Origin of the sequence: Actinoplanes sp. L3-i22 (genome assembly GCF_019704555.1) — a bacterium.
Taxonomy (GTDB): Bacteria; Actinomycetota; Actinomycetes; order Mycobacteriales; family Micromonosporaceae; genus Actinoplanes.
In genome coordinates this window covers 7,772,792-7,785,910 of sequence record NZ_AP024745.1, presented here as the reverse complement: position 1 = coordinate 7,785,910, position 13,119 = coordinate 7,772,792, and the positions used below count along the sequence as shown (strand labels likewise).

Genomic DNA, 13,119 nt, shown 5'->3' with positions numbered 1-13,119 from the left:
GGAGCAGCCGTCCGCCGGCCACCGGGCCGGACAATTCCGGTCAGCCCTTGAGCCCGCTGAACGACATGGTCGCGATGAACCGGCGCTGGGCCAGCAGGAACGCCAGGATCAGCGGCATCGTCGCGAGCACGTTGCCGGCCATCAACTGGGACCACTCGGTGTGCCGGGTGCCCTGGAACGTGGCCAGCCCGACCTGCAGCGTGAACCGGCTGTCGTCGGAGATCGCGATCAGCGGCCAGAGCAGGTCGTTCCAGCTGGACAGCAGGGTGAACACGGCCAGCGTGGCCATCGCCGGCCGGGCCAGCGGCAGGACGATGCTGCGGAACGTCCGCCAGCGGCCGCACCCGTCGATCAGGGCCGCCTCCTCCAGCTCGGCGGGCAGCGACAGGAAGAACTGGCGCATCATGAAAATGCCAAAGGCAGAGGCCAGCCACGGTACGAACGCGGCCGCGAGGGTGTCCACGATGCCGATCCGGGCGAACATCAGGTAGGTCGGGATCATCAGCAGCTGGATCGGGATCATGACGGTCGCGACCACGACGACGAACGCGATGCCCCGCCCGGCGAACTTGAGCCGGGCGAAGCCGTAGCCGGCCGTCGAGCAGAGCACCAGGTGCGCGACCACCGAGACGGCCGAGACCAGGATCGAGTTCAGCAGCCAGCGCACCGCGTTCGTCTCGGCGAGCAGCGCCCGCCAGCCCTCCAGGTGCAGCGTGGTCGGGATGAGTTTCGGCGGGAACTGGTTGATCTCCGCGTTGCTCATGAACGAGGTGAGCACCATCTGGACCAGTGGTAATACGAACAACAATGCCAGCGGCATCAGCAGCAGATGCCAGGGACTGAACGGAAGTTTCCGCAGCACTAGAAGACCTCCGAACCGCGCCGGCGGCTGTACCAGATGATTCCCAGGGTCAGCAGCAACGTGACGACGAACAGCAGATAGGCCGCCGCCGCGCCGTACCCCAATCGCTGGGTCTGGAATGCCAATTCGTAGATGTAATAGACGACCGTCTGGGTGCTGTTCAACGGCCCGCCCCGGGTGGTCGTGTAGATCAGGTCGAACAGCTGGACCGCGGTGATCGTCTGCCAGACCGCGGCGAAGACCGTCACCGGCCGCAGTTCCGGCAGCGTGACGTGCCGGAACACCCGCCAGCGCCCGGCGCCGTCCATGGTCGCCGCCTCGACCAGCTCCTTCGGGATGTCCTGCAGCGCGGCCAGATAGATGACCGTGGTGAAGCCGACCTCGCCCCAGAGCGCGATCAGCACGATCACGTAGAGCGCCTGCGACGGGCTCTCCAGGAACTGCTGTTGCGGAATGCCGAGATGGCGCAGCACGTCGTTGGCCGCGCCGAACTGCGGATTGAAGACGAACGAGGCGAGAATGCCGGTGGCCGCGGCCGAGGCGACGTACGGCACGAAGATGCACGTGCGATAGAACCCGATCAGCCGGATCCGCTGATTGAGCGCGATCGCCACGATGATGCCCAGCACGATCGACGCCGGCACGAACAGCGCGGTCAGCAGCAGGGTGTGCCGGGCCGCGGCGAGCATGTCCGGGTCCTGCGCGAGTTGCTGGTAATTGCGCCAGCCGACCGGAACCCCGGCGGTGATGCCGTTCCACTTGGCCCGGGAGATGAAGAACGCCCACACCGCCGGAAAGAGCGAGAGTCCGACGACGATCAGCGTGGCCGGGCCGACGAAGGCCCAGCCGGTCAGGTGCCGCCGCGCGTTCGGGCGGGGCACCCGGACCGTCCGGGGAACCGCGAAGGTCAGTGCCGCCATCAGTTCACCAGCGCGTTCTCGGACTTCTTGGCGGCGGCGTCGAGCGCTTCCCTGGGCTGCGATTTTCCTTGCAGTACGGAGGCGATCGCGTCCCCGACGTTGCGGGACATCTCCTCGTATCCGGGCACGGTCGGGCGGGCCTGCTTGGCGTTGGACAGGTTCGCGAAGAACTTGTCGCCGCCCGGGTACTCCTTGACGTAGTTCGCGAATTCCGGGGTGGTCGACTCGGTGGTCCGCAGCGGCAGGTTACCGACCGCCAGGTTCCATTTCGCGTCGATCGCGCTGCTGGTCAGCCAGCTGATGAAGGCGCGCGAGGCGCCGGCCCGATTGACGTCGGTGTGGTCGAAGAGCACCCACAGGTCCGGCCCGGAAACGGTCTGGTGGTCGCCGTTGACACCGGGCAGATCCGCGACGCCGTAGGAGAGTTTGGATTCCTTCAGGTCGAGCAGGGACCACGGGCCGGACATCATCATGCCGATCCGCCCGCTGTTGAAAAGGCGCCAGTACCGTTCGTCGGTCTGGTCCAGATACATCGACTTGTCGTCGACGGCCATCTGCCGCAGCGTTTCCAGGGCCTTCACCCCGGCGTCGGAGTTGAACGCGGGCTTGGTGCCGTCGAGGATCTTTCCGCCGTTCTGCCAGAGCAGCGGCCACAGGTGCCAGGTGGTGTCCTCGCTGCCCGAAACCGAATAGGCGGTTCCGTAGGTGTTGGTCTTCGGATCGGTCAGTTTTTTGGCCGCGGCCCGGAAGTCCTCCCACGACCATTGATCGGTCGGATAGGCCAGGCCGGCCTTGTCGAACAACGGCTTGTTGTAGATCAGCGCGAGGTTGTCGACCAGTGCCGGGACGCCGATCACCTTGCCGCCCGCGGTCGCGGTCAGCCGGGCGGCCTCCGGGATCTCGGTCCACTGGAACGCCGGGTCCTGAACGAAAGCGGTCAGGTCCTGTGTCTTGCCGCTGCCGCCGAGCTCCCCGGCCCAGCTGCCGAACGCGTACGAGATGTCCGGGTAGTTCCCGCCGGTGAAGCCGGCGGACAGCTTGGTGAGCAGGTCGTCGGTGGTCGGGGCGCCGGGCGAGGTCTTGATCGTGACGTTCGGATGGGCGGTGTGGTACTCGGCCGCGAGCGACTCGGCGACCTTCTCCGCCTCCTCGGTCTGCCCGGTCCACCAGGTCAGTTCCACGGTCGCCGCCGGGTCGTAGCCGGCGGCGGCGTCCTTGCCGGATTCGGCGGTGCCGCCCATGCAGGCGGTCAGCAGCAACAGGGCGGCCGCGCCGCCGGTCAACAGTCCAGGTCTCATATCGGGACACCTCCGCGGCAACAGTGGCGGGTCAGGTGAGGACGGAGCGAAAAATCAAAAGCGGTCAGGCCAGTACTACGGAGCGGGTGAGCAGTCGGGGGCGGTCCGGGTCCAGGCCACGGTGGGCGGCCAGGGCCAGGGCGAATCGTTGGGCGAGGACCAGCTGCGCGATCGGGTCCAGATCGTCCCGGTGCACGGTGGCGCCGGCCTGCCGCGCCACGTCGTCGAGGCCGACCGGCACGTCGCCGAACGACCAGATCAGACTCCGCGGCCCGGCCACCGCGACCGGCCCGTGCCGGAAGTCCATCGCCGGGTAGGACTCCGAGTAGGCCTGCGCCGACTCGCGGACCTTCAGGGCCGCCTCGTGGGCGATCCCGATGGTCCATCCGGTGCCGAGAAACACCAGGTGGTCGATGTCCGCCGGGTCGGCGGGCAGCGGCGCGGCGAGAGCGGCGTCGCCGTCGGCGACGATCAGATCAAGAGCCTTGCTTCGGTACGTCGTGAGCGCGAGCGCCAGCACCGACGTCGGGAATCGGGTCTGCACGACGCTCCGCTCGTCCGCGAAGTCGAGCCGGAGCTGGGCGTCGGTCAGGTCGTCGACCGGCTCCCCGCGGACCGCGGTGATCGCGATCCGCCGCGTCCCGGCCGGGACCTGCCGCAGCGCCGCCAGGACCTCGGTCGACGTGCCCGAGCGGGTGACCGCGACGACCCGGTCGTAACGCCGGCGCGGCACGTACTCGGAAGCGCAGACCGCGTCGGTCTCGCCGAGCCCGGCGCTCTCCCGTAGCTCGGCGATGCTCTGTGCGACGAACCACGACGTGCCGCAGCCGAGCAGCAACATCCGTTCTCCCGGCGCGGCCAGTTCCTGCCGGGCCAGGGAGGCGAGCGGCGCGGTCCGCCGCCACACCTCGGGCTGGCTGGCGACCTCGGCGAGCGTGTTATTCATGCTCGTGGATTATGCTCGTTTGTGATCGCTTTGCAAGATGCGCGCAGCAAACGAGCATTCCAGGATGCGCGCTTGATCATCACCGCGGCCGCCCGGCGCCGGCCGGTCAGCCGCGCAGCGCCGGTGGGATCAGGTCGCCGTGGGCCGCGGTCAGCTCGTCGCACAGCTCCCAGATCGCGTCCACGGTCAGGCTCGCGGCGGTGTTCGGATCGGTCATCGCGGCCTGCCGGACCATCCGGGGATCGCCGTCGACCGCCGCGCGAACGGTCAGCTCGCCGACGCTGACGAACGTCCGGTTGAGCGCGGCGCACTGCAGCGGCAGGTCGCCGACCGGTTCCGGGTGGAGCCCGTCGGCTCCGACGTGGCACGGGACCTCCACGGCGTACCCCTCAGGAAGGTTGGAAATCAATCCCTTGTTGATGAGGTTTGCGTGGATGCGGCGCGGGGTGCCGGTGACCATGCTGTGGATGACCTGCGGGGCATACTCGGTGGCCTCGCGGGTCAGATCCAGCGGCTCGCCGGCCAGCAGGCCACGCCGGGTCTGGTGGTACTGGGCGACGTTGTCCGCGCTGATGCCGAGATAATCGCCGACCGGGATGCGCAGGCGGTCGATCTCGCTGTCGTGGCGCAGGTACCACGGCACGTACTCGGAGGAGTGCTCGCTGGTCTCGGTCGGGAACCAGCCGAGCCGCCGGTACATGTCCATTCGGACCCGCCGCCGCAACTCCGGGTCCCGGTCGAGCAGCTCGTCGAGCCGCGGATAGAGCGACTCCCCTCGATGCTCGAAGCGCAGCAGCCAGGCCTGGTGGTTCACCCCGGCGCCGGTGTAGTCGATCTCCTCGTGCGGCACGCCGAGCAGTGCGCCCAGGTCGTGCACGGTCCAGAAGACCGAGTGGCAGAGCCCGGCGACGTTCAGGTCGGGGGCGATCGCGCCCAGGTAGGCGACGTTCATCGCCATCGGGTTGGTGTAGTTGAGCAGCCAGGCGTCCGGGCAGATCGCGCGGATGTCCGCGGCGATCCCGTCCAGCACCGGGAAGGTGCGCAGCGCGCGGAAGATCCCGCCGACGCCGAGCGTGTCGGCGATGGTCTGGCGCAGGCCGTACTTCGCCGGGATCTCGAAGTCGCGCACGGTCGCGGCGTACATCCCGACCTGGATCGCGTTGATCACGAAGTCGGCCCCGTCCAGGGCCTGCCTCCGGTCCAGGTGGGCGGTTATCTTCGGCGTCGCATTCAACTGCGACGCGGTACGGCGGGCGATCAGCTCCGCCGTCTCCAGTCGTTCGGGGTCGATGTCGTGCAGGGCCAGCGTGACGCCGCGTAACTCGTCGAAGGAGAGGATGTCGGCCAGGAGCTCGCGGGTGAACACCACGCTGCCCGCGCCCAGGAAAGCGATCACGGTCATGGGAGGAGTCTCGGGGCCGCCTGCACGCTCGTGCAAGGATCGCTCGGAAACGAACTATATTGAATGCGCGTTTGATCACCGGACTTCGGAAGGTTCCATGTCGTCTCTGCGTCGCGCCGACCGAGTGTCGGCCATCCTCGAACGGGTCACCGCCACCGGGTCGGTCGACGCCGGCCACCTCGCCGACGAGTTCGCCGTCTCGGCCGCCACCATCCGGCGTGACCTGCAGATCCTCGAGGACCAGCGGCTGCTCTCGCGGACCCACGGCGGCGCGGTCGCCGTCGACGTCGCCTACGAGCTGCCGGTCCGTTACCGCACAGGTCAACACCGGGAAGAGAAAACCCTCATTGCCCGTACGGTCGCGGGGCTGCTCCCGAAGGGCCCGCTCACCCTGGGTCTGACCGGCGGCACCACCACGCACCTGCTCGCACGGCTGCTCGCCGAGCGCGTCGACCTGACCGTGGTGACCAACGCCCTCAACATCGCGTCCGAGCTGGCGCTGCGCCCCCGGCTGAAACTGATCATGACGGGCGGGGTGTCCCGGACCCAGTCGTACGAGCTGGTCGGGCCGATCGCGGACCACGCGCTGCAGGGGCTGAACATGGCGGTCGCGGTTGTCGGCGTCGACGGGATCAGCGCCCGCGGCGGCCTGACCACCCACGACGAGATCGAGGCGAACACCAACGCCACGATGATCCGCCGCGCCGACCGGGTGATCGTGGTCGCCGACGGCTCCAAGGTGGGCAAGGTCTGCCTGGCCGGCATCTGCCCGGTCACCGACGTGGCCACGCTGGTCACCGACGCCAGCGCGGACCCGGCCGGCATCGACGCGATCCGCCGTACCGGCACCGAGGTGATCATCGCGTCCTGAGGTCCGTGGTGGGGTTAGCCCGACCATCGGCGGGGAGCCAGGTCTATCGACCCCGGGCGATCGGGTGACGAGGCTCGACCGTATGAAAACGGTCTTGATCGCCGCTCTCGTCAGTACCGGCCTCGCGGTGCCGGTGCCGGCCTGGTCCGCCACCCCACCCGGCCCGGCCTGGTCGGCCTGCCCGGCGTCCGCTGCCGTCGATCCGCGCCAGGAGTGCGGCACGGTGTCCGTCCCGGTCGACTACGCCCGGCCCGGCGGGCCGCGCCTCGACCTGGCGATCTCCCGCCTCCGGACGGCCGCGCCCGGCCTGCGCCGCGGGGTGCTGGTGCTGATCCCCGGCGGCCCGGGCAACTCCGGCGTCAACCGGCCCAGCGCCTATGTGGGCAAGCTGCCGCAGTCCGTTCTCGATCGCTACGACCTGGTCTCCTTCGACCCGCGCGGGGTGGGGGCGAGCGCGCTGGTCTCGTGCGGTCTGCAGCCGGCTGACATCACCCAGACCCGGATCATGCCGTGGCCCGGCGCGGGCGGCGACATCACGCCGACCGTGGACTGGTCCCGGCGGGCGGCCGCGGCCTGCGCGGACAACGGCGGGCCGGTCTACGACAGCATCAGCAGCCGGAACGAGGCTCGCGACCTGGACGCGATCCGGCAGGCGCTCGGCGAGCGGCGGATCTCCTACTGGGGCGTCTCCTACGGCACCTACGTGGGCGCGGTCTACGCCACGATGTTCGCCGCCCACACCGATCGCGTGGTGCTCGACAGCAACGACGACCCGGATCCTGAGCTGGTCGAACGGGGCTGGGCGGCGAACTACGCGATCGGGGTCGAGGACCGGTTCCCGGACTTCGCGGCCTGGGCCGCCGCCCGCGACGGCCAGTACCACCTCGGCGTCGACCCGGCGGCGGTGCGTGGCACCTACCTGCGGCTGGCCGATTCGCTGGACCGGGAACCGCTGCCGTGGACCGGAGCCGATCCGCCGGTGCTGGACGGGAACACGCTGCGGTCGAACCTGCTCAACGGGCTCTACTCGGATTCGCGGTTCCCGCAGCTGGCCGGGCTGATGAGTGCGGCGCTCGCGGGTGGCCCGCTGCCGCCGACCGGGGCCGCGCCCGAGGCGGCGCTGCAGAACACGTTCGCGGTGCTGAACGCGACGATCTGCCACGACGTGCGCTGGCCGCGGGACATCCGGTCGTACGCCGCAGGGGTGTCGGCGAACCGGCAGGCGTTCCCGCTCACGGCCGGCATGCCGGTCAACATCTACACCTGCGCGTTCTCGCCCGCCCCGGTCGAGCCGCCGGTGCGGGTCACCCCGGACGGTCCGTCGAACGTGCTGCTCGTGCAGAACCTGCGGGATCCGGCCACGCCCTATCGCAAGGCGCTGAACCTGCGCACCGCCTTCGGCGACCGCGCCCGGATGGTCGCCGTGGACGCGGGTGGCCACGGCTCCTACCTGGAGAACGGAAACCCCTGCGGCGACGCCTGGGTGACCGCGTTCCTGACCGACGGCACCCGCCCGGCGCACGATGTGACCTGCCCCGCCTGACCATGCGGTGGTCCAGCCGACCGGTGTCGGCTGGACCACCGGGCTGATCTCGCGGCTTTGTGGCCCGCGCCGGCGAATCCTAGGGATTCTCGACCAGGGATTGCAGCGTTTCGCCGGCTCGCCGGAGGTCCCGGGGCGGCAGGGCGAGGTGGCCGGCCGGATTTCTGGCGCTGTCGATGCCGTCGCAGATCCAGATGTCGTCGTCGTGCCGCCAGCTCGCGTATCCGAACAGTTCATTGCCGTTCGCGAGTCCGTCGGCGGCGCGGCGGACCGGCATTGACAGCCGGTCGAGTCCGCCCATGAGCGACAATGCCCGGGCGAACCAGGCGACGGCTTCGTCGCTCTGCTCCTTGTCGCCGAGGATCGGCGCCAGCAGCAGAAGCCGGCGGGCGATCTCCCGGCGATCCGGCGCGCCGGCCTGAGCGATGCCTTTGAGCTCCGGCCAGCGCAGGCCCGGCCCCAGGCGCTCAGCCGACACATCGGCCAGAAGCATGCCGTCGCCGCTCGGGGGAGCGAGCCAGAACTCCATGTGGTGTTCCGCTTTACGCCGCACCCATCTGCCGCCTCGGCCCAAGGACCGGGGCACCTGCGTCCGGTGGATGATGAGGATCACCCCGCCGCGCGGAAGGGGCACGGTAAATGCCGGCCACCGATCGGGACGCTCGATCAGCGGTCGACCGATGCTCTCGATGTCGGCCCAGGAAAGACCGAAAGCCGGCTCGGCAGCCGTTTCCTCGCCGACGGTATAGGACAGGTGGGCCGGCCAGAATGCTTTTTCCTCGAACAGGTACGACCCGTCGACCGCCAATTCCGTGCTCGACGGACAAGGGCGATCGCGTTCTTCCTCGATGATGCGATCGGCGGCCGCGCGGTCGACGCCGAAGGTCTTCATCAGACGCTCCGGATCAAGCCACTCGTCGACAGGGGTCACTGGCTGTTCGTCGTAGCCGTAGAGGTGCATGCGGCCTTCCCGGCAGGGTGGTGATCGGCCGGATTTTACGGCCGGGACCGGCGGTCCCCGGAGGCGGCTCTGCGGGGGCGATAGGGTCGGCGACGGCATGAACTGTTGCGAGGTGCCCCGCCGCTGGTGGGGAGAATCTGGGAAGCCGGTGGGAATCCGGCACGGGCCCGCCGCGGTGACCGGGGAGCTGCCGCCCATACGCGTTCGCGCGTAGCCACTGGCCGGGGACGGCTGGGAAGGCGGGCGGTGAGGTGACGATCCGGGAGTCCGAAGACCGGCCTCGCGCCTGATCGCCCCGGCATGCCCGGGGCCGAGCGCAGCGGGAGCCTGCCATGACGCACGACCTGTACGAGATCGTTCACCGCCGCCGTGATGTCCGGGGCGAGTTCACCGGTGGGCCGGTGCCGGCGGCGGTGCTGGACCGGATCCTGACCGCCGCGCACGCCGCGCCCAGTGTCGGCATGTCCCAGCCGTGGGACTTCGTCGTCGTCCGGGACCGGGGGTTGCGGGAGGCGTTTCACCAGCACGTGCGGTCGGAGCGGGACGTGTTCGCCGCGTCCCTGGAGCCGGAGGCGGCCGCCCGGTTCGCCCGGATCAAGATCGACGGGGTGCTGGAGTCGACGCTGTCGATCGTGGTGACCTATGACCCGGAGCGCGGGGGTCCCGCGGTTCTGGGGCGGCATGCGATCGCCGACGCCGGGCTCTACTCGGTGTGCCTGGCCATCCAGAACCTGTGGCTGGCCGCGACGGCCGAGGACCTGGGCGTGGGCTGGGTGTCGTTCTACCGCGAGGAGTTCCTGCGGGGACTGCTCGGCATCCCGGACGGCATCCGGCCGGTCGCCTGGCTGTGCCTGGGACCGGTGAGCCGGGTGCCGGAGGTCCCGGACCTGGAACGGCACGGGTGGCGGAGCCGGCGGCCACTGCGGCTCGCCCGGCACGAGGACCGGTGGGGTGGCCCGGGGCGGGACTGACCGCGGGTGCGAGGCCCAGCCGGGAGGTTCCGGCTGGGCCTCGGGGCGGGGCTACCGCCGTACCGTCGCAATGGTGTTTTTAATGGGTGGCTCTTTGGTTGTATTTGCGTTTGGCCCACAGGTAGGAGAGGGCCGAGATGCCGGTGCACCAGGCCAGGGCGATCCAGGCGCTGTTGCCGATGCCGGTGCCGAGCAGCAGGCCGCGCAGGGTCTCGATCATCGAGGTGAAGGGCTGGTACTCGGCGAACTGGCGCAGGCCGGCCGGCATCGTCTCGGTGGGGACGAAACCGCTGCCCAGGAACGGCAGCAGGCTCAGGATCATCGGGGTGTTGCTGGCCGTCTCGACGCTGTCGGCGACCATGCCGAGCGCGACCGCCAGCCAGGTCAGCGCGAACGAGATCGCGAGCAGCATGCCGACGGTGGCCAGCCATTCGACCGGGGTGGCGTTCGGGCGGAAGCCGATCGCCAGCGCGATGCCGAGCACGAAGAACAGGGCGATGAAGATCTGCACCAGGCTGCCCAGGACGTGCCCGGTCAGCAGCGACGCGCGGGCGATGGCCATGCTGCGGAACCGGTCGACGATGCCCTCGTTCATGTCCATCGCCACCGAGATCGCGGTGCCGGCCACCGCGCCGGCGATGGTGAACAGCAGGATGCCGGGGGACAGGTAGTTCACGTACGCGGACCGGCCGCCGCCGCTGCCCAGCCCGGCGCCGAGCGTGCCGCCGAACACGTAGACGAAGAGCAGCAGGAAGATCACCGGCAGCCCGATCAGCATCAGGGTCAGTGACGGGTAGCGCTTGAGGTGCAGCAACTGCCGCTGGAACATGGTCCGCGAGTCGGTGATGGTGTGCGCCAGGGTGGTCATCGGGTCTCCTCGTCCTCGTGCTCGGCAGGGGTGGTGGCGGGCGCGCCGGTGAAGGCGAAGAACACGTCGTCCAGGTCCGGGGTGTGGATGGTCAGGTCGGCCGGCTCGACGCCGGCCCGGTCCAGCGTGGCCAGCACCGTGCGCAGCGAGGCCACGCCGCCGTCGCTGGACACCTGCAGGGTCAGCGCCTCGTCGTCGCGCTGCGTGCCGTCCAGCACCGAGGCCGCCGCCTGCAGCGCCGCCGGGTCGGCGAAGCGCAGCCGCAGGTGCCCGCCCGGGATCCGGCGCTTCAGCTCGTCCGGGGTGCCCTCGACGACGATCCGGCCGTGGTCGAGCACCGCGATCCGGTCGGCGAGCTCGTCCGCCTCGTCCAGGTACTGGGTGGTGAGGAAGACCGTGACGCCCTCGGCGACCAGGCCGCGGACGATCTGCCACATGGTGTGCCGGCTGCGCGGGTCGAGGCCGGTGGTGGGCTCGTCCAGGAAGATCAGCCGGGGGTTGCCGACCAGGGTCATCGCCAGGTCGAGGCGGCGCTGCTGGCCGCCGGAGAGCAGCGACACCGGCTTGTTCGCCGACTCGGCCAGGTCGAACCGCTCGATCAGGGCGTCCACCCGGCGGCCGCCCTCGGCCTTGCCGAGCCGGTGCAGGTTCGCCATCAGCCGCAGGTTCTCCCGGACCGTCAGCAGCCGGTCGAACGCGGAGAACTGGCCGGTCAGGCCGATCGCTGCACGGATCCCGTCGGGGTCCCGGGCCAGGTCGTGCCCGGCCACCCGGATCGAGCCGCCGTCGGCCGGCAGCAGGGTGGCGAGGATCCGGACCATCGTGGTCTTGCCGGCGCCGTTCGGGCCGAGCAGGGCGAACACGGTCCCCTCGGTGACGGTCAGGTCGATGTTGTCGAGGACGGTCTTGGTGCCGAACGTCTTGCGCAGGCCGGCCACCGAGACGGCGGGCCGGGTGGTGACTGTCGCGGTCATTCGCGTCTCCCATTTTTGGGCAGGGGCTATCGCCGGCCGGGGCACGGGCTCCCCGGCCGGGGATGGTGCGGTGGATCAGGAGGGGTGGATCAGGAGCGGTGGATCAGGATGTCGCCGAACGCCGTCCGGGCGCGCACCTCGGCCCGCTCGTCGGTCTCGGCCGGACCGTCGGCGGCGGTCAGGTCGTTGCGGACCTTGCCGTAGTGGGTGTGCACGTCGAGGCGGGCCGCGGTGCCGGACCGGATGCCGACCTCGATCCGGCCGGCCGCGCTGCGCAGCGTCGCCGCGCCGCGGATCAGCTCGCGGACGTGGATGTTGCCGTTCGCGGTGTTCGCGGTGATGCCGTCGGCGGCCTGGTCGGCGCCGATGTCGCCGTTCGCCGAGCTGATCCGCAGCTCGCTGCCGGCGTGGCCGACCCAGGTCTCGCCGTTGCCGTTCTTCAGCACGGCCGGGCCGGCCACCGAGCGGATCTCCAGCCGGCCGGAGCCGGTGGTCAGGGTGGCGTCGCCGGTGACCGACTCGGCCCGGGCCAGGCCCATCCCGGTCACCAGGGACAGCGTCTCGGCCTGCTCGACCTGCAGGTCGCCGGCGCCGGTGCGCAGCCGGCAGGCGCCGAGCGCGCCGGTGCAGCGGGCCCCGCCGACGCCGAGCTTCACGTCCAGGCCGGAGCCGACCGGCAGCTCGATCAGCACGTCGACCGAGCCGACCTTGCCGAACATGCCGAGGCCGGGCTGGCGGGGGCCACGGACGGTCAGGATGCCGGAGACGAGGTCGACCCGGGTCTGCTCGGCGGCCCGGGTGTCCCGGTCATTGGCGGCGGAGGCGGGGCGCACGGTGACGACGGTGTCCGGGCGGTCGGTCGCGACCACCTGGAGGTCGCCGATCACGACGTCGACGACGGCGGTGATCGGTCCGGTGGTGTCGAAAATGGGCATGGGAAGCTCCGTTCTCCTGCGAGGGGGTCCTTCGAGGGGGGTCAGCGGACCCAGCCGGTGTAGCGCTGGCCGCCGGTGGCCGGGCTGATCACCGCGGGGCGGGGCGCGTCGCCGTCGGCCGCGGCGGCCGCGGCCCGGATCAGCCAGGTGTTGATCGAGACGCCGGCGCGGGTGGCGGCCTGCTCGACCCGGCCCTTCAGGTGCTCGGGGAGGCGCAGACTGATCCGGACGGTGGCCTCGTCCTCACCCACCGTGGGTGCGGGCGCCGGCTCCGGCGTGGGCGCCGACTGGTCGGTCCAGGTGTCGGCGGGGGCCGGGGTCACCACGAAGGCCGGCTCCCGGTTGCGCAGGCGCAGGTCGACCGAGCCGGGCGCGAGATCGCGGGTGATCTCGGTGGCCGCCTCGGAGAGGGCGTCCAGCAGGGCGAGCCGGATCGCGGACTCGAGCGGCGCGGTCAGCCGCTCGGCCAGCTCGCGGGCGTCGTCGCCGCCGGCCGCGGCCGCGAGCGAGAGCTCATGACGCACGGCTTCGATGTAGGGGCGCAGTTCCATGACGCCACTATGGCATC

The 13,119-nt window shown here is 70.6% G+C and carries 13 protein-coding genes and 1 riboswitch; of the genes, 3 read left to right on the top strand and 10 right to left on the bottom strand.

The features are described from left to right. Nucleotides 1-40: 40 nt before the first annotated feature. From L3i22_RS35000 to L3i22_RS34980, 5 genes are all read right to left on the bottom strand, one after another. Nucleotides 41-862: a carbohydrate ABC transporter permease gene (locus tag L3i22_RS35000; protein WP_221321764.1), complete on the bottom strand. Its 822-nt coding sequence runs from the start codon at nt 860-862 to the stop codon at nt 41-43. After that, nucleotides 862-1,782, bottom strand: coding sequence for a carbohydrate ABC transporter permease (locus L3i22_RS34995; RefSeq protein ID WP_221321763.1), 921 nt, complete (start codon nt 1,780-1,782; stop codon nt 862-864). The genes L3i22_RS35000 and L3i22_RS34995 overlap by 1 nt, the downstream gene beginning before the upstream one ends. Then, a complete protein-coding gene (locus L3i22_RS34990) occupies nt 1,782-3,080 on the bottom strand; it encodes an ABC transporter substrate-binding protein (protein WP_221321762.1) in 1,299 nt (432 codons plus the stop codon). The genes L3i22_RS34995 and L3i22_RS34990 overlap by 1 nt, the downstream gene beginning before the upstream one ends. A 64-nt stretch (nt 3,081-3,144) precedes the next feature. Beyond that, the gene (locus L3i22_RS34985) at nt 3,145-4,026 is read right to left on the bottom strand and encodes an SIS domain-containing protein (protein WP_221321761.1); all 882 of its coding nucleotides are present in this window, start codon (nt 4,024-4,026) and stop codon (nt 3,145-3,147) included. A gap of 106 nt (nt 4,027-4,132) precedes the next feature. Continuing rightward, complete coding sequence (locus tag L3i22_RS34980) at nt 4,133-5,428, bottom strand: alpha-glucosidase/alpha-galactosidase (protein ID WP_221321760.1); 1,296 nt, start codon at nt 5,426-5,428, stop codon at nt 4,133-4,135. A 97-nt stretch (nt 5,429-5,525) separates the two neighbouring features. Between L3i22_RS34980 and L3i22_RS34975 the strand changes: the two genes are divergently transcribed. Together L3i22_RS34975 and L3i22_RS34970 are read left to right on the top strand one after the other, a co-directional pair. Then, nucleotides 5,526-6,299, top strand: a complete 774-nt coding sequence (locus tag L3i22_RS34975; RefSeq protein ID WP_221321759.1) for a DeoR/GlpR family DNA-binding transcription regulator — start codon at nt 5,526-5,528, stop codon at nt 6,297-6,299. A gap of 82 nt (nt 6,300-6,381) precedes the next feature. Further along, the gene (locus L3i22_RS34970; RefSeq protein ID WP_221321758.1) at nt 6,382-7,842 is read left to right on the top strand and encodes an alpha/beta hydrolase; all 1,461 of its coding nucleotides are present in this window, start codon (nt 6,382-6,384) and stop codon (nt 7,840-7,842) included. Between the two features lie 79 nt (nt 7,843-7,921). On the opposite strand, the gene L3i22_RS34965 is transcribed toward L3i22_RS34970, so the two are convergent. Then, on the bottom strand, nt 7,922-8,803 hold the full coding sequence (locus L3i22_RS34965) for a hypothetical protein (RefSeq protein ID WP_221321757.1): 882 nt from the start codon (nt 8,801-8,803) through the stop codon (nt 7,922-7,924). Nucleotides 8,804-8,896: 93 nt separating this feature from the next. Next, nucleotides 8,897-9,101, top strand: a riboswitch (cobalamin riboswitch). A 34-nt stretch (nt 9,102-9,135) separates the two neighbouring features. On the opposite strand from L3i22_RS34965, the gene bluB reads away from it, so the two are divergent. Next, on the top strand, nt 9,136-9,774 hold the full coding sequence (gene bluB, locus L3i22_RS34960; protein WP_221321756.1) for a 5,6-dimethylbenzimidazole synthase: 639 nt from the start codon (nt 9,136-9,138) through the stop codon (nt 9,772-9,774). A 79-nt stretch (nt 9,775-9,853) separates the two neighbouring features. On the opposite strand, the gene L3i22_RS34955 is transcribed toward bluB, so the two are convergent. From L3i22_RS34955 to L3i22_RS34940, 4 genes are all read right to left on the bottom strand, one after another. Beyond that, nucleotides 9,854-10,642: an ABC transporter permease gene (locus tag L3i22_RS34955; protein ID WP_221321755.1), complete on the bottom strand. Its 789-nt coding sequence runs from the start codon at nt 10,640-10,642 to the stop codon at nt 9,854-9,856. After that, nucleotides 10,639-11,616, bottom strand: coding sequence for an ATP-binding cassette domain-containing protein (locus L3i22_RS34950; protein WP_221321754.1), 978 nt, complete (start codon nt 11,614-11,616; stop codon nt 10,639-10,641). Before L3i22_RS34950 ends, L3i22_RS34955 begins: the two co-directional genes overlap by 4 nt. Nucleotides 11,617-11,705: 89 nt before the next feature. After that, the gene (locus L3i22_RS34945) at nt 11,706-12,551 is read right to left on the bottom strand and encodes a DUF4097 family beta strand repeat-containing protein (protein WP_221321753.1); all 846 of its coding nucleotides are present in this window, start codon (nt 12,549-12,551) and stop codon (nt 11,706-11,708) included. 41 nt (nt 12,552-12,592) lie between these two features. After that, on the bottom strand, nt 12,593-13,102 hold the full coding sequence (locus L3i22_RS34940; protein WP_221321752.1) for a hypothetical protein: 510 nt from the start codon (nt 13,100-13,102) through the stop codon (nt 12,593-12,595). Nucleotides 13,103-13,119 lie beyond the last annotated feature (17 nt).